This is a genomic window from Sorangium sp. So ce394 (assembly GCF_051474665.1).
Classification (GTDB): domain Bacteria; phylum Myxococcota_A; class Polyangia; order Polyangiales; family Polyangiaceae; genus Sorangium; species Sorangium cellulosum_D.
The window spans coordinates 2,883,102-2,902,555 of record NZ_CP150339.1; the positions used below are offsets into that span (position 1 = coordinate 2,883,102).

Annotated in this window: 12 protein-coding genes; 6 read left to right on the forward strand and 6 right to left on the reverse strand. The window is 73.9% G+C overall.

Features of this window, described 5'->3' with window-relative positions:
• Positions 1 to 3: 3 nt before the first annotated feature.
• From WMF33_RS10760 to WMF33_RS10775, 4 genes are all read right to left on the reverse strand, one after another.
• Positions 4 to 3,099, reverse strand: coding sequence for a CheR family methyltransferase (locus WMF33_RS10760; RefSeq protein WP_437337057.1), 3,096 nt, complete (start codon positions 3,097 to 3,099; stop codon positions 4 to 6).
• A gap of 148 nt (positions 3,100 to 3,247) precedes the next feature.
• On the reverse strand, positions 3,248 to 3,919 hold the full coding sequence (locus WMF33_RS10765; RefSeq protein WP_437337058.1) for a hypothetical protein: 672 nt from the start codon (positions 3,917 to 3,919) through the stop codon (positions 3,248 to 3,250).
• 185 nt (positions 3,920 to 4,104) lie between these two features.
• On the reverse strand, positions 4,105 to 4,488 hold the full coding sequence (locus WMF33_RS10770; protein WP_061625777.1) for a hypothetical protein: 384 nt from the start codon (positions 4,486 to 4,488) through the stop codon (positions 4,105 to 4,107).
• Between the two features lie 456 nt (positions 4,489 to 4,944).
• A complete protein-coding gene (locus tag WMF33_RS10775; protein ID WP_061625778.1) occupies positions 4,945 to 5,715 on the reverse strand; it encodes a TetR/AcrR family transcriptional regulator in 771 nt (256 codons plus the stop codon).
• Positions 5,716 to 5,864: 149 nt separating this feature from the next.
• Between WMF33_RS10775 and WMF33_RS10780 the strand changes: the two genes are divergently transcribed.
• Together WMF33_RS10780 and WMF33_RS10785 are read left to right on the forward strand one after the other, a co-directional pair.
• On the forward strand, positions 5,865 to 6,533 hold the full coding sequence (locus WMF33_RS10780; protein ID WP_437337059.1) for a UdgX family uracil-DNA binding protein: 669 nt from the start codon (positions 5,865 to 5,867) through the stop codon (positions 6,531 to 6,533).
• Positions 6,534 to 6,590: 57 nt separating this feature from the next.
• Positions 6,591 to 8,534: a potassium transporter Kup gene (locus WMF33_RS10785; protein ID WP_437337060.1), complete on the forward strand. Its 1,944-nt coding sequence runs from the start codon at positions 6,591 to 6,593 to the stop codon at positions 8,532 to 8,534.
• 18 nt (positions 8,535 to 8,552) lie between these two features.
• On the opposite strand, the gene WMF33_RS10790 is transcribed toward WMF33_RS10785, so the two are convergent.
• Complete coding sequence (locus WMF33_RS10790; protein WP_437337061.1) at positions 8,553 to 9,842, reverse strand: citrate synthase family protein; 1,290 nt, start codon at positions 9,840 to 9,842, stop codon at positions 8,553 to 8,555.
• Between the two features lie 300 nt (positions 9,843 to 10,142).
• On the opposite strand from WMF33_RS10790, the gene WMF33_RS10795 reads away from it, so the two are divergent.
• From WMF33_RS10795 to WMF33_RS10810, 4 genes are all read left to right on the forward strand, one after another.
• Entirely contained in the window at positions 10,143 to 11,333 is a 1,191-nt protein-coding gene (locus WMF33_RS10795) for a citrate synthase (protein ID WP_437337062.1), read from the forward strand.
• A 279-nt stretch (positions 11,334 to 11,612) separates the two neighbouring features.
• Complete coding sequence (locus WMF33_RS10800) at positions 11,613 to 12,413, forward strand: recombinase A (protein WP_269084127.1); 801 nt, start codon at positions 11,613 to 11,615, stop codon at positions 12,411 to 12,413.
• A gap of 12 nt (positions 12,414 to 12,425) precedes the next feature.
• Complete coding sequence (locus tag WMF33_RS10805; RefSeq protein WP_437337063.1) at positions 12,426 to 14,309, forward strand: DinB/UmuC family translesion DNA polymerase; 1,884 nt, start codon at positions 12,426 to 12,428, stop codon at positions 14,307 to 14,309.
• The gene (locus tag WMF33_RS10810; RefSeq protein ID WP_437337064.1) at positions 14,306 to 17,731 is read left to right on the forward strand and encodes a PHP domain-containing protein; all 3,426 of its coding nucleotides are present in this window, start codon (positions 14,306 to 14,308) and stop codon (positions 17,729 to 17,731) included. Before WMF33_RS10805 ends, WMF33_RS10810 begins: the two co-directional genes overlap by 4 nt.
• Before the next feature lie 45 nt (positions 17,732 to 17,776).
• Here WMF33_RS10810 and WMF33_RS10815 read toward each other — a convergent pair whose 3' ends face one another.
• Positions 17,777 to 19,426, reverse strand: a complete 1,650-nt coding sequence (locus tag WMF33_RS10815; protein ID WP_437337065.1) for an ATP-binding protein — start codon at positions 19,424 to 19,426, stop codon at positions 17,777 to 17,779.
• Positions 19,427 to 19,454 lie beyond the last annotated feature (28 nt).

The following is a 19,454-nucleotide window of genomic DNA, read 5'->3' on the forward strand; positions in this document are numbered from 1 at the left end:
GCGTCAGTCGGAGCCGGCGCGGCGCGCTGGCCGTAGCCCCGCCTGCGAGGGCTCGTCCTCCTCGGGCCCGGTCCTGTCCTCGACGACGAGCAGCAGGGCCGGGAGCTCGCCCTCGTCGGCCTGGAGCCGGAAGGCGGAGAACGACAGCGTCCTGCGTCCGGCGTGCGCGAGCACGGCCTCGACGCGGAAGTCGACAAGCGCGGCGCTGCGGCGGAGCACGTCCCGGAGCCGCTGCTCCAGCTGCGGGGTGTTCCACACGGCGTCGATGGCCGAGAGGGGCCGCCCCTCGATGTCCCCGAGCGAGACCATGAACAGCTCGCAGTAGCGCCGCGTCGCCGCGCGGATCCGGAGCTCGCCGTCGAGCAGGAGGAACGGGTGGCGCAGCACCTCGAAGACGGCGGAGATGCGGTCGCGCGCGCCCGCGAGCTCGCGCCCGGCGCGCCTCGTCGCGTCGCTCTCCAGCCACCAGATCACCGCGCCGTCGACCTCGTTCCCGGTGATCCGGAACGGGCGCGCCCTCACGAGATGGACGCGGCCCTCGCGGTCCTCGACCTGCCGCTCGACGCCGCTCCTCGTGTCGAGCACCTCGGCGACGATCGGCGCGATGTCGGCCGCGCTCCTCGGCCTCACCTCGAGGATCGATCGGCCCACGTCGCTCGCGGCGAGGCCGAGCAGCTTGTCGGCCACGCCGGCGACGCGGCGGATCCGGAGGTCCGCGTCGAGCATCAGCACCGGGATGCTCATGCTGCCGAGGAGGTTGCGCAGCTCGTCGTTGGCGAGCCCGAGCGCGACGTTGCTGCTGTGGAGCTCCTCGTTGATGGCCGTCAGCTCCTGGTTCGCGGACCGGAGCTCTTCGTGGGCGGACTCGAGCGCGTCCTTCATCCTGTGCAGCTCGTCGTTGCTCGCGAGGAGCTCCTCGTTCGCGCACAGGAGCTCCTCGTTCGTCGCCTCGAGCTCGTCGATGATCGACTGGAGGTGCTCCCTCGTGGTCACGAGCTCCCTGCGGAGCTGGGCGACCTCGAGGTCCTTCTGGGGGGCGCTCTGGGCCGGGTCGTCGCCTGGCCGGTCCAGCCTGGCGCCGCCCGACTCGGAGAAGACGACGAGGAAGCAGCGCCCCTGCGGGAGCCGCACCTTGAGCGGCCACACCTCGACGTCGACGTGGCGGAGCTTGTCTCCCTGCCGGACCTTGATTTGCTCCTTCCGGGCCATCGCCTCCGAGTTCATCGACGCGTCGATGGCGGCCCGGAGGCCGAGCAGGAGCCCCTCGCGGGCCATCTTGAAGAGGTGCAGGCTGGCGTCGCCGGGCGCCGGCTCGAGGTAGGGCCCTGTCTTGCCCCGGAACTGGACGATCTGCATCTCCTCGTCGACCACCACGCCGGCGGGGGCGTAGCGGGCCATCACGATGGCGTCGGCCTCCTTGCGCAGCGCGTCCATGAGGAGCCCCTCGGGGCTCCGCGGCTCCCCCTCGTCCGGCGCGGGCGCAGGCGGGGCGGGGAGGGCGGGCGCGGCGAGATCGCGCGCGCTGGCCGCCTCCGACGCGGCGCGCTTGCAGAAGATCCTGTGGGTCCTGTCCACCACCCCGAACAGGTCGGACATCGCGCTGATGCTCTCGGAGGAGCCGAGGAGCAAGAAGCCCGTGAGCTTGAGGGCCTGGTGGAAGGTGTGCAGCAGCCGGCGCTGCAGGCTCGGCTCCATGTAGATCATCAGGTTGCGGCAGCTGACGAGATCGAGCTTCGCGAGCGGCGGATCGGCCGTGGCGTTGTGGCGCGAGAAGATGCACAGATCGCGGACCGACTTGTTGACCTGGAAGCCGCCGTGCACCCGGACGAAGAAGCGGCGCAGCCGGTCGGGCGAGACGTCGAACGAGATGCCATCGACGTAGATCCCGGCCCGCGCCTGCTGGATGGCGGCCTCGCTCAGGTCGGTGCCGAAGATCTGGATGGCGTGATCGTTCGCGTCGTCCTCGAGGAACTCGAGCAGCGAGATCGCGAGAGAGTAGACCTCCTCGCCCGTCGAGCAGCCCGGCACCCAGATGCGAACCGGGGAGTCCTGCGGCCTGTTGTGCATGAGCACCGGGAACACGTGGGTCTTCAGCGCGGCGAATGCGCCCGGATCGCGGAAGAACGTGGTCACCTTGATGAGGAGGTCCTGATAGAGGTGCTCGATCTCGTCCGGGTGCGCTCTCAGGTGCTCGAGGTACTCCTGCAGGGACGCGAGCCGGTGGAGCGTCATTCGGCGCTGGATACGACGCCTCAGCGTGCTCTTCTTGTAGTGGCTGAAGTCGACGCCCACCGCGGCGTGGAGCAGCCTGAAGAGCTTGCCGAGCTCCGGGTCGACCCCCAGGGGCGTGCCCTGCGGGAGCCACAGGGCGGGCGCGTGACCGGGGCGGCCCATCCTCGCGAGCTCCGCGGCGATCGCCTCGACGCCGCGGATGAAGTCGACGCCTCCGGCCGCGATGGCGTTGCGCGGGAGCGCCGGCCGCTCGGCGGTGCGCGGGTCCTCCGCGAAGGTGACGCCGCCCTCCGCCTTCACGTCCTTCAGCCCGAGGGCGCCGTCGCTCCCGGTGCCGGAAAGCACGACGCCCGCCGCGCTCGACCCCAGCTCGCGCGCGAGCGAGCGCAGGAAGGCATCGGCAGGGCCCGGACCGGACTCGCCGTGCGGCGCGAGCTCGACGCGCACGCCGTCCAGCGTCGCTCGCGTGTCCGGGGGCAGGACCTGGACGTGACCTGGCATGAGCCTCGCCCCGGCGCGAAGCTCGCTCGTGGGGAGCGGGCTGCTCTGCGCCGCGAGCTCGAAGACCGGGATCTCCCCTGGCTCGGCGCTGTAGATCAGCACGAGGGAGAGGCTCGTGTCCCTGCTCGGCAGCCGCCGGAGCAGCTCCGCGATCGCGCCGCGCCCGCCGGCCGACGCGACGACGCAGACGACCGGAAACCGCTGCTCGTTCCCGAGGTGCGGCTCCGCGGCGGCGGCCTGCTCGCCGGCGCCCTCGGACGAGTCCGGCGAGCGCCGCTGCGCAGCCGCCCTGCCGGCGTGGGGCGCGGCGTCGCTGTGGCCCGGTGCCCTGAATTGCGTCCGGCGTGACTTCTTCGGTTCCGGCATGGTTGCTTGAACGGTTAAGCGCTCTCTCGGGCGCCTCGCAGCCGCGCGGCACAGGCGACGCTAACGTTGCGGCGATCGGTCGGTCGACGTGCCTGTCCTTGCCTTCGCGGAGCGCCCGACACGGTGTCTTACCGCCACCTCACCTCGATCAGCGCGCCCCTTCCAGGCGCTTCAGGAGTTGCTCGAGCTGCTCGAGGACGCGCGCCGACCGATCGGACGCCATGCGCGCGGAGTCGTTGAGCCTCATCAGCGTCATCTCATCCACCTTCCCGCCGGGCTGGAGCCTGCTCATGGCTTCCAGGGCGGCCTCGTGGCGCGCTCGGGCCACCTGCGCTGCCGCCATCGCGCGGCGCAGGCGCGCGCGTGGGGGCTCCGCGCCCTCGACCGTGGGCGACCTCCTCTCCGGCGGCTCGCGCCGCGCCTTGTCCTCAGCCTGCGCCTCGCGCTCGGCGGGCGTCAGGGCCTCGTGCGCCTCGTGCGCCTCGTGCGGCGCTGGCGCCTTGGCCTCCCACGGCGCGGGAGCCTCCTGATCCCTCGCCTCGCGCGCGCGATCCCCGCGCTGGTCGTCGGCCTCGACGTGGGGGCTGACGCCGATCTCCCGGTCCGCGCCGGGCTCTCGGGCGTCCTCCCACGCTCGCTCATCGACGACCTGCTTCGTCGCGTCGTTGACGAGGAACACCTGATCCGCGTCGTGGAACCGCTCGGCCCGCAAGGCCAGCAACGAGGTGCGCGCCGACTCGAGCGAGCGGATGTGCTTCATGAGCGCGAGGCGCCTGCCCCGGAAGCGAACGTAGATGCTGTAGGTGGTCTGGAGCGCCATCTGCATCGCCTCGTGGACCTGGCTCCGTCATGCGGTGTTCATCGCTCTTCCTGGCAGCTGCTTCGAGGGATCGGCGCTCCTCGGCGCCGGCGCGAGCCGGCGAGATCCGAGCGTCGCCTTGTTCTCGCCGGTCCGTCGCCGTGAGCCCTCCGCGCGGGCTCTGGGCGCGTGCCCTGCTCTCTGCCTCACGCCTCGGGCACCGTCGTCAGCAGCACCAGCCGCCCGGCGCTCCGCTCGGCCGTCCTGCAGGCGGTGCGCACGAGGGGCCACGCTGACTTCACGAGCTCCGCCATCGGCGATCTGTCCTGGGAGAGGGCTTTGCACAGGGACTCCTCGGCGTCTTCGCCGAAGGAGAGGACGCGTATCGCGATGGCGAGCGCGAGGTCCCTGGTCAGCTGGACGCGCAGGTCGACGTCCGGGGTGAACACGTGGAGCGCGTGCTCGGCGAGGGCAGCATCGAGCCTGTCTGCGATCGACCTCTCCGTGTCAGCGCGCCACTCCAGCGAACGGCACGTCTGCCGGAGCAGCTCCTGGATCAACCGTCTCTCGCAGCCCGATCGTGTGCTCATACAGCCCCCCTCGACAGCCCCGTTCCCTCGCGGAGAACGCCTGTTGTCGTCCAGCGCGCGCGATGGTCGCCACGGCGCGGTCGAACGATCAGGCAGCTCCCCAGGCTGCGCTCTTCCGGGTCGCCTGAGCGGTTCCCCTCCGGCGCCCCGATTCACCCCCTCACTGTCCCGAGGCCGAAGTCCCCGTTGACTGTTAGCTCTAGCTCAGCTGCAGCCCGACCGACCGCTAGGGCAATGAGGAATCACGGGTCAGGGATTCCCTGTACAATTTGCCCGGTGCGGGCCGGGGATCCATGGGCTCCGCTCAGGTGAAGCCCTACAAAGCGCGCCGCGACGCGGATGTCGCGCGTCGTGACGCGGAGGTCGGGCGGCTCGCCGCCGGAAGTCGCGCGGAGTCGACATCGGCGGCGCGCATCGTATCCGCCCCGGACGGCCTTGTACCAAACGGTGACCGCCTCAGGTCGCCTTGGCCTTGGCGCGCCGGCGCTCGCCGGGCGCTGACGCAGGGGCCGCGCCAGCCGTCTGACGGGCGCTGCGCGGCGGCGCTTCCGCGCCAGCGGTCTGACGCGCGCTGCGCGGCGGCGCTTCCGTGACCGGCAGGTCAGCGAAGGCGCGCGCCTCCGGGGTGAGCAGGCCGTGCAGGAAGAGCTGGAGCACCTGACCACACCAGGCGGCGATGTCTGGCCGGGACGGCGCGTCGATGAGCTTGCGGACCAGGCGATCGAAGGCGCCGGAGATGAGCGCCGCGAGGACGCTGGGATCGAGATCGCGCCGGTAGAGGCCGATGTCGATCGCGTACCGGACGCGGGTCTCCACGAGGCGCGCGACGCGCTGGGCGAACTCGTCGATCAGGTAGGCGTAGGGGGCTCCGCCGCCGCCCGCGAGCATCATCTTGAGCAGCGCCCGGTTCTGCCAGCAGAACTCGAGCACCTCGACGTCGTGGGCGAGGAGCCGCTTGAAGTACGCGTCGACCGACGCCCGATCGACGCCCTCGACGGCGATGGGCGGCAGCTCCACGCACCCCGCGAGCCGCGCGATGAAGGTCTCGACGATCTGCTTGAAGCAGTCGTCCTTGCTCTGGAAGTGCAGGTAGAAAGCGCCCTTCGAGACGCCTGCCCGCTCGGTGATGTCCTCGACCCTCGCCGCGGCGAGGCCGCGCTCGGTGAACGCCGCCTCGGCGGCGCGGAGCAACTCGATCCTGGCGCGGCGATCGGCGAGGCGGGGCATTCTGACCGGTGGGTCAACTAGAGGGACCCGGGCACTATGGGAAGGACGCCCGGGGCCGTCAAGCCGGCTCGGCCGTGCGCCGTCGCGACGCGCTCGAACGCAGCGCGTCGCGACGGCGGGTGGCACGCGCGATGCTGCTCGGGGAAACCATGGCGACCGTGGCGAGACGAAATGCAGCAGGGCGCGACGCCGGCCCCGGCGAGGCGACGGCGGCGGCCTTGGTCCCCAGCCGTCCTTCCTTGCCGCGCCTGCGCGAGGCCGCGGCGGGCTGCCGGGCTTGCCCGCTGTGGGAGCGGGGGACGCAGACGGTGTTCGGCGAGGGCGCCGCGCGCTCGGACGTGCTCCTCGTCGGCGAGCAGCCGGGCGACAAGGAGGATCTTGCCGGCAAGCCGTTCGTGGGTCCGGCGGGGCAGCTGCTCGATCGGGCGCTCGAGGCGGCGGGGATCGACCGGCGGCGGACGTACGTGACCAACGTGGTCAAGCACTTCAAGTGGGAGCCGCGCGGCAAGCGCCGCATCCACAAGAAGCCCGACGCGCGCGAGATCCGCGCGTGCCTCCCGTGGCTCGCCGCGGAGATCGAGGCGGTGCAGCCGGAGATCGTGGTGTGCCTCGGCGCGACGGCGGCGCAGGCGCTGCTCGGCAGCTCGTTCCGGGTCACGCGCGATCGCGGCCGGCTCGTCGCCTCGCCGCTCGCGCCGCGCACGCTCGCGACCGTGCACCCTGCGTCGATCCTGCGCATGCCCGACGAGGCTTCCAGGCACGCCGAGCTCTCCCGCTTCATCGACGATCTCACCGCGGCGGCGCGCGCGCTCGGCTGAGGCGGCGCGCCGCGCCTCCTCGCGATGAGCGCTCGCGATGGAGTAGGATTCGCCCCGATGACGACAAGCCCACAACCGGCCGAGGGCGCCGAGCGCCCCGCGGCGTCCGCGCCGGCCGACCGCGCCCACGGCTCGACCCCGAAGAAGATGTGGCCGCTGATGCTCGCGGCGCTCGGGGTCGTCTACGGCGACATCGGGACGAGCCCCCTCTACGCGATGAAGGAGTGCTTCAGCCCGAGGAGCCCGCACCACGTCGCTCCGACGCCGGACAACGTGCTCGGCGTGCTCTCGCTGATGTTCTGGTCGCTGATGATGGTGGTGACCGTCAAGTACCTGACGTTCATCACGCGGGCCGACAACGAGGGGGCGGGCGGCATCCTCGCGCTCCTCGCGCTCGTCCCGAGCAGCGACCGCAAGGGCGACGGCCGCGGCCTGCTCGTGCTCCTCGTCCTCTTCGGCGCCTCGCTCCTCTACGGCGACGGCGTGATCACGCCGGCGATCTCGGTGCTCTCGGCGGTCGAGGGCCTCGAGGTCGCGACGTCGACGCTGAAGCCCGCCGTCGTGCCGATCACCTGCGCCGTGCTGCTGGCCGTGTTCCTCGTGCAGAAGCGCGGCACGGCCGGCGTCGGGACGATCTTCGGGCCGGTGACGCTCGTGTGGTTCGTGGCGCTCGCGCTGCTCGGGGCCAAGGAGATCGTCCACAGCCCCGGCGTGCTCCGGGCCGTCTCACCGACCTACGCGGTGAGCTTCTTCGCCGAGAACAACGTGCACGGCTTCCTGATCCTCGGCGCCGTCGTCCTCTGCATCACGGGCGGCGAGGCGCTGTACGCCGACATGGGTCACTTCGGCCGCAGGCCCATCAAGTACACCTGGTACACGATCGTCTGGCCGGGGCTGCTCATCAACTACTTCGGCCAGGGCGCCAAGCTCCTCGAGGACCCCACCGCCGCGGCGAGCCCGTTCTACGCGCTGGTCCCGCCGTGGGCGCTCTACCCCACGGTAACGATCGCGACCGCGGCGGCGGTCGTGGCGTCGCAGGCGCTCATCTCCGGGGCCTTCTCGCTGACGCAGCAGGCCGTGCAGCTCGGGTACTTCCCGCGCGTCACGGTGGTCCACACCTCGAAGGACGAGGCGGGGCAGATCTACATCCCCGAGGTGAACAGCGGGCTCTTGATCTCGTGCATCGTGCTGGTGCTCACCTTCAAGAGCTCGAGCGCGCTCGCGGCCGCGTACGGCATCGCCGTGACGGGCACGATGGGGATCACCACGGTGGTCTACTACGTTGTCACGCGGAAGACGTGGGGCTGGCCGGTCTGGAAGTCGCTCCCGCTGGCCGGGCTCTTCCTCGTGATCGATCTCGCGTTCTTCACGGCGAACAGCGCCAAGTTCTTCCACGGCGGCTGGGTTCCCATCGTGATGGGGGCGGCGACCTTCACCGTGATGACGACCTGGAAGACGGGGCGCAAGCACCTCGCCGCGGCGATCAAATCGGCCATCTTGCCGCTCGACATGTTCCTCGAGGACGTGAAGCGCACGAAGCCGCACCGGGTGCGCGGGACGGCGGTCTTCATGGCGTCGAGCCCGGAGGGCACGCCGCCGATCCTGCTGCACCACGTGAAGCACAACCAGGTGCTGCACGAGCAGGTGGTGCTCCTCTCGATCCAGGTGCTGAACGTGCCGGAGGTGCCGGCGGAGCGGCGCACGACGGTGATCCCGCGGGGCGAGGGCATCTACCAGGTGACGGCGTGCTACGGCTTCATGCAGACGCCGAACGCCCCGTCGGTGCTGGAAGGGTGCAAGCGGCACGGGCTCCACATCGATCTCGGGCGGACGAGCTACTACCTCGGCCGGGAGACGCTGCTGACGACGGGGCGGTCGAAGATGTCCCGGTGGCGGAAGTGGCTGTTCGCGTTCATCTCGCGCAACGCGCGGCCGGCGACGGCGTACTTTGGCCTGCCGCCGAACCGCGTGGTCGAGCTCGGCATGCAGGTCGATTTTTAGGGCGCGGCGGCGCGAGTGTCAGGGCCCCGTGTACCGGGCGCGGGGCCGCAGCATGTATCCGGCCTCCCGCTGCTCGAAGGCGTGGGCGATCCACCCCGCGGCGCGGCCCACCGCGAAGAGCGCCGCCGCCGAGCCGGACGGCAGGCCGAGCGCGGCCGTGATCGCGACGAGGCCCATGTCGAGCGACGGCGGGTCGTGGCCGGCGTCGCGGAGCGCGTCGACGAGCGCGAGCACCGTGCGCAGCGCCGCGCTCTGGGGCGCGAGCGCCCGGGCCGTGTCGAGCAGCGCCTGAGCGCGGGGGTCGCCCTCCGGGTAGAGCCTGTGCCCGAAGCCGGGGATGGGCTCCCCGCGGCGCAGCCGCTCGTGGACCGCGGCGGCGGCGCGCTCGGGCCGGGCTGCCTCGGCGACCAGGGCCTCGACGCGGTCGGTGGCGCCGCCGTGCCTCGGGCCGGAGAGCGCCGCGAGCCCGGCGCTGACGCAGGCGTAGAGATCGGCCCCGGTGGACGCCGCCACCCGGACCGCGAATGTCGAGGCGTTCAGCTCGTGATCGGCCGAGATCAAGAGCGCCCGGTTCACGGCGCGCTCGGCCTTCTTCGAGGGGCTCGCGCCGAGGGCGACGAGCAGGCGCCGCGCCGCCCCCTCGGCCTCGAGGGCCGCGGTCGCCCTGGCCGGGTCCCGCCCGAGGCCGACGAGCGCCGCGAGCGAGCGCACGAGCGCCCGCGCCCGCGCGCGCTCCGCGTCGCTCGTGGGGATGCGCCCGTCGCCCGAGGGCGCGCCCACGTGACGGGCCGGGTCGTGCGCGCCGAGCGCGGGCACCACGAGCGCGAGCGCGGCGAGCGGCGGCGTGCCCTCCGGCAGGAGCGCCGCGAGCTTCGCCGGGCGGAAGCTCAGCCGGCCGGGTCGCGCCGCCGGCGCGCCTCCCGCCGGCAGCTCGCCGGTCCACAGGAGCTCCGCGATCGCCTCGAACGGCGCGTCCTCGAGCGCCAGCGCGACCGCCTCCTTGCCCCGGTAGACGGGCCCGCGCGGGCCGATCGCGGTGAGCGCCGACTCGAGCACCGGCTCGCCCCACCGGAGCGCCTCGGCCGCGACCGGCCCGTGGCCGGCGCGCGCGTCGTGCCGCGCCTTGAGCCGCTCGATGTCCGCCCGGAGGTAGAGCCGCGCGCGCCCTCGCCCGCCGGGCACGCCCCGGAGCACGCCGCGGCTCGCGTACGCGTAGAGCGTCTCCCGCTTCACGCCGAGCAGCTCCGCCGCTTCGGCGCCGGTCACGTACGCCGAGGGCCGCTGCTCCGAGTCAGGTAGATCAACCATGAAGGGCCATCAACGTCAGGTCCGAACCCTGTCCGCCGATCCAGGAGGCGCGGCCCGCGGATCGCCGGACGCATGTGTCCCTCCTAGCATCGGATTCCCCGGTCCTCGCCGGGATTCTTCGCTCAGGCGCGGCCCGCGCGGCGCCGTTTTGCCCACGCCCTCCCCCCGGCGCGCGCGCGGGCGCGGCGCGCGGGGGCGCGGGCTGGGCGATCCGCGCCCCGGCGGCGTCCTCGACGCGCTTCGATAGCGTGCATGGTTGATTGTACAATCAAGGTTGATCAACCTCATGCGATGCCCAACATGTCCTTGGCGGAGGTGAATCGGATGAAGGACGTGGCGGCGCCGCTCGCGAGCGGCCTGGAGGGTGTGGTGGTGGCGGAGACGCGGCTCTCGGAGGTGGACGGCGAGCGGGGGAGGCTCACGCTCGCCGGCCACGACGTCGAGGCGCTCGCCGGCGGCGGCGGGGTGACGTTCGAGGACGCGTGCGGGCTGCTCTGGGGCGGCGCGCTGCCCTCGGCGACGGAGCGGGAGGCGCTCCGGGGCGCGATCGCCGAGGGGCGGACGCGGGCCTTCGCGCTGCTCGGCCGGCTCGGGGACGCGCTCCACGCGAGCGACGGCATGGACGCGCTCCGCGCCGCGGTCGCGCACCTCCGCGGCGACGCCCCGCCCGCGGCGATCGCCGGGGCGGTCGCGACGTTCGCGGCGGCCTGGTCGCGGCGGCGCGCGGGCGAGGAGCCGGTCGCGCCCGATCCGGCGCTCCGGCTCTCGGCCGACTACCTGCGCATGGCGCGCGGCGCGGCGGCGAGCGAGGCCGAAGCGCGCGAGCTCGACACGTACCTCGTGACGGTCTCGGACCACGGCATGAACGCGTCCACCTTCACCGCGCGCGTGGTCACCTCGACGGGGTCGGACGCGGTCTCGGCGGTGGTCGCGGCGATCGGCGCGCTGAAGGGGCCGCTCCACGGCGGCGCGCCGGGGCCGGTGCTCGACATGCTCGACGCCATCGGGGCAGCGGCGGGCGAGGGCGGCGCGCCGTCGCCAGGCAGCGCCGAGCGCTGGATCCAGGCGGAGCTCGCGGCGGGGCGGCGGATCATGGGCATGGGGCACCGGATCTACCGGGTGAGGGATCCGCGGGCGGCGGTGCTCGAGCGGGCGATCGAGCGGCTCGGGCGGACGGCAGGCGGGGCGCAGGGCGCCCGGCTCGCGCTGGCGCGCGCGGTCGAGCGGGCGGCGGAGGCGGCGCTCCGCGCGCGGCACCCGGAGCGCCCGCTGCGCGCGAACGTCGAGTTCTACACGGCGGTGCTGCTCGACGCGCTCGGGCTGCCGCGCGCGCTCTTCGCGCCGACGTTCGCGGTGGGCAGGGTCGCCGGCTGGTACGCGCACATCGAGGAGCAGCGGCGCGTCGGGCGGCTCATCCGGCCGAGCTCGCGTTACGTTGGGGACGTTCCACGGGCGGCCGCTGTCCCCGGAGCGGCAGCCCCGCCGCACTGACGCCGGAGCGGCAGGAGCCCCGCCCGCGCTGGCGACAGAGCGCCGCGACGGTCCTGACCCCGCCCTAGGTCGACAGGGGGCGGGGAGGACTTATTGAAGAACTCAGGGCGGGCATTCCCCTCATCCCCGCTGTCCTGTCATCCCCGCCGCCCGAAGATCACCGACACAAGCCATTCCGCTGTCCCGAAACGGCGAAAGGGGAACGCACCGAGCGCAGGTAGGACGTTGTTCGTCCTGCAAAGTTGGCAGCTTCGCGAGGGTACTGTTACCATGTTCAGTATGTCGCCCGTCGCTCTTGCCGCTCCTCTCGCCCGGGACCTGCTGCGCCACACCCTCCCCGAGTTCGAAGCGCGCGCCAAGACGCTACCGCTCAGTATACAGGAAATTAATGACGCGCTCCCGGAAGGGGGTCTGCCGCGCGGGGGGGTGGTGGAGCTCGCCGCGCCGCGGGGGCTCGGGCGGTCCACCTCCATCGCCCTCTCCGCGTGCGCGTCGGCGCAGGCGGAGGCGCGGCTGCGCGGGACGAGCGCGACGGCGGGGGCGTGGTGCGCGTGGATCGACCCGAGCGGCTCGCTGTTCGCGCCGGCGGTCGCGCGCGCGGGGGTCGACCTGAGCCGGCTGCTCGTGGCGCGGCCCCCCGTGGAGATGCTCGCCAAGGTCGCGGTCCGGATGGCGATGAGCCGGGCGTTCGCGGTGCTCGTGATCGACGTGGCCGGGGTCCCGGGGGCCTTCGGTCAGGGGGCGGGGAAGGGGGAGCGGGGCGCGCCCGCGGCGGGGCGCCGCGAGGAGGACCTCGCGCGGTGGGTCAATGTGGTGCGCAAGCTCGCCCTGGCCACCGAGGGGAGCGACGGGACGATCCTGCTCCTCACCGATCGCCAGGCGGCGCGGCCGATGCCGTTGCCGGTCGCGATGCGGCTGGAGCTCGAGCAGGTCGCGGAGGGGCGGCTGATGGTGCGCGTCGCCAAGGATCGGCGCGGGCGCGTGACGTCGCCGACGCCGGTGGTGCTCGGCGAGCGGGCGCGGGAGAAGGCGGAGCGGGCGGCGGGAAGCGAGCCGCGGCCCGCGCTGTCGCGGGCGTGAGGAGGAGAGGCGATGGCGGCGAGGCGCATTGTGGCGATCGTGCTCCCGCAGCTCGCGTGCGAGCTGGTGAAGCAGCGTGGGCCGGTCTCACCGAGCGGGAAGGCGCCGCTCGCGGTGATCATCGGCGGCGAGGAGGAGCGCCGGGCCGCGCTCGCCGCGCGGTCCGAGCGCGAGCCGGCGGCGCCGGTGGCCGTGATCGACGTCGTCGACGACGAGGCGCGGCGGTACGGGGTCAGGCCGGGGCAGAAGGTCGTCGAGGCGGCGGCGCTGGTCGCGCACCTCGCGATCCACCGGGTGACGTTCGCCGAGATCGACGCGGCGCTCGGGCGGGTCGCCGAGGTGGCGCTCGGGCTCGGGGCGACGGCGGCGATCCAGCTCGGCGAGCAGGGCGCGCAGGCGCGCGCCGGCGCGCGCGCGGGGGCGCCGCGGGCGAGCCGCCCCGGCGAGCGCGCCGCGACCACGGCGCGGAGCCCCTGGGGCGACGGCCCGTACGACACGGTGTGGCTCGACATCACCGGGGCGTCGCACCTCGTCGGCGGCGAGGAGGCGCTGCTCGGCGATCTCGGCGAGCGCGTGGCGGCGCTCGGCCACAGGGCGCGGCTCGCGATCGCCGACGGGCCGCGGCTCGCGCAGGCGCTGGCGCGCTTCGGCGCGCACGCGGACGGCGCGCCAGGGGCAGACGCCCCGATCGCGCCGCCGGGCAAGGGGGCGCAGGCGATCGGGCCCCTGCCGGTGCAGGCGCTCCCGGTCGAGCGCGAGGTGGCGAGCTTCCTCGTCCGGCTCGGCGTGCTCCGCGTCGAGGACCTCGCGCGCCTGCCGCGGGCGCAGGTGGCGGCGCGGCTGGGCCCGCGGACGGTCGAGGTGATGGAGCTCCTCGCCGGGCGCGATCCCGTGCCGCTCCTGCCGTACGAGGTGCCCCGGCTGATCGAGGAGGAGGTGCTCTTCGACGAGCCGGTCGAGAGCGCCGAGTCGCTCCTGTTCGTGCTGCGCGGCATGACGTCGCGCATCTCGTCCCGGCTCGCCGCGCGCGGCGAGGCGTGCGGGCGGCTCAACGTCGCGATCGCCTACGATCGCTCGATCGCGCGGCTCCGCCTCGGCGATCGCGACGACGAGGTCGCCGACGCGCTCCTGGAGGACGAGGAGCGCGGCCCCTCGCTGCGCTTCCACGTCGACATGCCGGTGCCCCTCTCGGACGCGGGCGATCTGCTCCGCCCGCTCAAGGCGAAGCTCGAGAGGATCGAGCTCGCGGCGCCCGCGGTGGGGGTCCACCTCATCGCCTCCCGCATCGCGCGCGCCCGCCGGGTGCAGCTCGATCTGTCGCGCGACCGCTCGGTCGATCCCGACAGCCTGCCGGCGCTCCTGGCCGAGCTCTCGGCGGAGATCGGCGCGGAGCGGGTGGGCGTCCTGGAGGTCGCCGACGCGCACCGCCCCGAGGCGCGGTCGCGGCTCGTGCCGGTCTCGGACGAGGCGGCCGCGGGGCGCACGTCCGCCGCGGCCCGCGCGCGCGCCGCGGCGGAGCAGGGGGCCGCGGGGGAGCGCGCGGAGGGGGCCGACGCGCCGGCGCCGGAGCCCGCGCGGCTCCTCCCGCAGCCGATCCCGCTCGGCCGCGTGGGGCGCGGGGCGATCGTGGCGGTCGACCGGCACCTCTACGCGATCGAGCGTCTCTCCTTCGTGATGCGGCTCGACGCGGTGGAGTGGTGGACGCCCACGCCCGCCTCGCGCGATTACGCGCGCGCCTGGCTGGTCTCGGGCGCTCCGTCCGGCAGGGCCGCCCCGGCGCGCCTCGGCGAGCTGCGCCCTCCCCGCGACGGCGCGAGCGCGAGCTCCTGCGGCGAGGCGTGGATCTACGTCGACCGCGCGACGGGCGAGGCCTTCCTGCAGGGGTGGTGCGAGTGAGCGCCGGCGCCTCGGTGCCGTTCGCGGAGCTCTGCGGCCGCTCCTGCTTCTCGTTCCTCGAGGGCGCCTCGCACCCCGAGGAGCTCGTGCACCGCGCCAAGGAGCTCGGCCTCGAGGGGCTCGCGCTCTGCGATCGCGACGGGATCTACGGCAGCGTCCGCGCGCACACGGCGGCGAAGAAGGTCGAGCAGCGGGTGATCGTCGGGGCCGAGCTGACGATCGGCGCGACGCGCGTGGCCCTCGAGCGCGCCGCGCCGCGCGCCGAGCGCGCGCCGGAGGTCCAGCCCTCGGTGGTCCTCCTGGTCGAGGACAGCGAGGGGTACGCGAACCTCTGCCGGCTGCTCACGCTCGCGCACGCCGATTGCGAGAAGGGGACGGCGAGCATCTCGGCGGAGGCGATCGCGGCGGCGCCGCGGGGCCTGTCCGCGATCGTGCCGCTCGATCCGCTCGTGCCCGCGGCCGCCTCCGGCGCGCTCATCGGCGCGCTGCGCGACGCGTTCGGCGAGCGCGCGCTCGTCGCGACCTGGAAGCACCTCGACCGCCGCGACGGCGAGCGGGTCGCGGCGGCCCTCGCGGCGGAGCGGCGCTACGGCTCCTGCGTCGTCGCGACCGCGCGCCCGCTCTACCACCACCCGTCGCGCAAGCCGCTCGCCGACGTGCTCACGTGCATCCGGACCAAGACCACGCTCGATCAGGCCGGGACGCGCATCGCGCCCAACGCGGAGGCGTACGTGCGGTCCGGCGCGCAGATGGCGGCGCTGTTCCGCGATCATCCGGCCTGGGTCGCGCGCACGGTGGAGGTCGCCTCCCGCTGCCGCTTCTCGCTGGCCGAGCTCCGCTACAGCTTCCCGAGCGACGCCCTCTGCATGCCGGGGGAGACGTCGGATCAGGCGCTGCGGCGCCTGACCGAGGAGGGCTGCCGCGACCGTTACCCGGAGGGGACGCCGCCGCAGGTGCGCGCGCAGATCGAGAAGGAGCTCGCGCTGATCGCGAAGCTCGGCGTGGCGCCCTACTTCCTCAGCGTGCAGCAGGTCGTGAAGATCGCCCGCGCGCGGCAGATCCTCTGCCAGGGCCGCGGCAGCGCGGCGAACAGCGCGGTGTGCTTCGTGCTCGGCGTGACGGCGGTGGACCCGGCCCGATCCAACCTGCTCTTCGAGCGCTTCCTGTCGGAGGAGCGCAACGAGCCGCCGGACATCGACGTCGATTTCGAGCACGAGCGCCGGGAGGAGGTGATCCAGGCGATCTACGAGATGTACGGCCGCGACCGGGCGGCGATGGTCTCGGAGGTGATCGCCTACCGCGGGAAGAGCGCGCTCCGCGAGGTGGGCAAGGCGTTCGGCTTCTCGGCGGATCAGGTCGACAGGCTGAGCGGCCTCGTGCTCCACCACGAGGCGGACATCACGGAGCAGCGGGTGAGCGAGGCGGGCCTCGATCCGGACGACGTGCGCGTCCGGCAGGCCGTCCTGATGGCGAGCGCGCTGGAGGGCTTCCCGCGCCACCTCTCGATCCACGTCGGCGGCTTCGTGCTCTCGTCGGAGCCGCTGCACAAGGTGGCCCCGGTCGAGCCAGCGCGGATGGAGGGCCGCACGGTGATCCCGTGGGACAAGGACGACCTCGACGATCTCGGCTTCTTCAAGATCGACGTCCTGGCCCTCGGCATGCTGACGGCGATCCGCAAGGCGCTCGCGTTGATCCACACAGATCGGTACGCCGAGCTCGCGGGCCGGCCGGCCGACGCGGCTCGTGACGCCGCGTCCGCGGACCCCTCGGTCGACGCGGCTCGGGGCTCCGCGTCCGCGGGCCCCTCGGTCGACGCGGCTCGGGGCTCCGCGTCCGCGGGCCCCTCGGTCGACGCGGCTCGGGGCTCCGCGTCCGCGGGCCCCTCGGTCGACGCGGCTCGGGGCTCCGCGTCCGCGGGCCCCTCGGTCCACGCGCGCCGAGGCGCCGCGTTCGATCCGATCGCGGCGCTCGCGCAGATCCCGCCGGAGGACCCGGCCGTCTACGAGGCGATCGGCCGGGCCGACACGGTGGGGGTGTTCCAGATCGAGAGCCGCGCCCAGATGGCGATGCTCCCGCGGCTGAAGCCGAGCAAGTTCTACGACCTGGTGATCGAGGTGGCGATCGTGCGTCCCGGGCCCATCCAGGGCGGGATGGTGCACCCCTACCTGCGCCGGCGGACGGGGCAGGAGCCGCCGGTGTCCCCGCACCCGTGCCTGGACCCCATCCTGGAGCGCACGCTCGGCGTGCCGCTCTTCCAGGAGCAGGTGATGCAGATCGCGATGGTCGGCGCGGGCTACACGCCGGGCGAGGCCGATCAGCTGCGCCGCGACATGGCGGCGTGGAAGAAGCACGGGCGCCTGGAGCGGCACCGCGGGCGGCTCATCCAGGGCTTCGCCGAGCGGGGGATCTCGGCGAAGTTCGGGGAGATGCTCTACCAGCAGATCCAGGGCTTCGGCGAGTACGGCTTCCCGGAGTCGCACGCGGCGAGCTTCGCGCTGCTCGTGTACGCGTCGGCCTGGCTCAAGGTCCACCACCCGGCGGCGTTCACCTGCGCGCTCCTCAACGCGCAGCCCATGGGGTTCTACAGCCCGTCGGCGCTTGTGCAGGACGCGCAGCGGCACGGCGTCGAGGTGCGCCCGGTGTGCGTGGTGCAGAGCGCGTGGGACGCGACCCTCGAGCCCGGCGAGGCGCCCTCGGCGGGCCCGGCGCTGCGGCTCGGCATGCGCCTCGTGAAGGGGCTCGGGGAGGCGGCGGTGGCGGCGATCGTGGCGGCGCGCGAGGAGGCGCCGTTCACGGGCCTCCCGGATCTCGTGAGGCGCACGGAGCTGAAGAAGAACGAGGTGGAAGCGCTCGCCGAAGCGGGCGCGCTCGCCGCGATGGTCCCCGCCCGGAGAGAGGCGCTCTGGCGGGCGCGCGCGCCCCGCGTGGAGGGGTTGTTCGACGGCGTGCCGATCGAGGACGACAGCGACGTCGGGCTGCCCCCGCTCAGGCCGCTGGAGCAGCTCGCGCTGGATTACGGGCGCGTGGGCCTGTCGCTGCACGATCACCCGATGCGGCACCTGCGACCGGCGCTCAAGCGGCGGCGCGGGGCCGGGCGCGTGCGGACCGCCGAGGAGATCAAGGCGGCGCGCAACGGGGAGAGCGTGCGGGTCGCCGGAATGGTGGTCGGCCGCCAGCGGCCCGCGACGGCGAGCGGCGTGACGTTCGTGACGCTCGAAGACGAGACCGGCGTGGTCAACGTCATCGTCCAGAAGCAGGTCTTCGAGGAGCACTACCAGGTGGCGCGGCACGCCGCGCTGTTGCTCGTCGCCGGGCGGGTCGAGCGTCAGGGAGAGGTGATCCACGTGCTCGCGCGCGAGCTGGAGCGGCTGGAGCTGCCGAACGACGAGGAGATCACGCTGAAATCGCGCGACTATCACTGAGGGCGCCCGGCGGCGCGGCGACGACCTCGAGGAGCAGCGCGCGCCTCAGGGCGCGGCGACGACCTCGTCGACCAGCGAGAGCAGCGTCGCCGCGTCGAACGGCTTCAGCAGCAGCCGGGCGTTGACCTGCTGCAGGAACGACTTGCTGCGCTCCGTGAAGGCGCCGCCGGTCAGGAACACGACCCGGCGCTGCTGCTCGGGCGCGTGCTCGGCGAGCGACGCGTAGAAGTCCATCCCCGTCATGTCGGGCATCATGAGATCGCACAGGATGGCGTCGTAGCGCTCCCCGGCGCGGATCCGGGTGAGCGCGTCGCGCGCGCTCGCGGTCGCGGTCGTCTCGTGCCGCGGCTCGAGCGTCCCCGCGATGGCGCGCGTGAGCAACGGCTCGTCGTCGATGATGAGGACCCGCTGTCGCGGCGCCGCCTGCGGCGCGTCCCCGGCGAGCCCGCCGCCATCGCGCCGCCCGCTCGACGCGCCGGAGCCGGCGTCCGCCCTGGCCCGCGCCTTCGCGGACGTGGCGGCGGGGAGGACGACGCGGAACGTGCTCCCCTGGCCGGGGCGGCTCTCCACCTCGATCCGACCCCCAAGCGCCGCGACGATGGCGTGGCAAATCGCGAGCCCGAGGCCGAGCCCTTCACCCTCTTCCTTGCTCGTATAGAACGGCTCGAAGATCCGCTCGAGCGACTCGGGCGCGATCCCGGCGCCGGTGTCGCGCACCTCGACGACGACCCACCCCGCGGCGTCGCAGCGCGTCGAGAGCTCGATCACGTTCTGCGCGGCGAGCCCCTCCGGGATGGCCTGCGCGGCGTTCACGATGAGGTTCAGGAAGACCTGCGCGAGCCGCGGCTCGTTCGCCTCGACGGGCGGCACCTCCTGGAAGCTCCGGACGACGCGGGCGCGGTGCCGGATCTCGTTCATCGCCATGTGGACGCAGGAGTCGAGCACCCGCCTGAGGTCGACCGGCCCGCGGCGATCCTCTTCGGCGCGCGAGAAGCTGTGGAGGTCGCGCACGATGAGCCGCACCCGCTCTGCGCCCTCGCGGGCGTCCTCGAGGAGGCTCAGCACCTCGGAGAGCTCGCTCGACGGCCCGCGGCCGTCGCCGTGGGAGCGAGCCCACGGGCCGCTGCGCGGCGCGCCATTCCGCCGCTCCATCGCGCCGATGCGCCGGAGGGCCGCGTCGACGTTCGTGATGACGAAGGCGAGGGGGTTGTTGATCTCGTGGGCGACCCCGGCGGCGAGCGTGCCGACGCTCGCCATGCGACCGGCGAGGACGAGGCGGGCCTGCGTCTGCGCGAGCGCCTGGCGCGAGGCGACGTCGCGCGCGGCGCGCTCGCGGGCGACGGCGAGCCGCGCCCGGGCGCCCGCGTCGTCGTCGCCCACGAGCAGGAAATCGCTCGCGCCCGCCGCGAGGAGCCCGTCGAGGTCCGCGTCGCGCTCGGCGATCGCGAGGAGGAACACCGCGTCGCCGCCGGGCTGCGCCCGCACGCGGCGGCAGAACGCCGCGGCGCCGGCCGGGTCGCTGGCGTCGATGGCGAGCACCAGCGGCGGCTCGCGCAGGCACCGCGAGAGCGCGCGCTCGGGATCGGAGACGACGCAGACGTCCGGCACATGGCGTCGGATCAGCGCCTCGAATCGCTCGCTCGCCGCGGCGCGCCCGCGGAGGAGCAGGAAGGCGCCCGACTCAGCGCTGCCCATCGACGTCCTCTCCGTGTCCTTCGCAGGC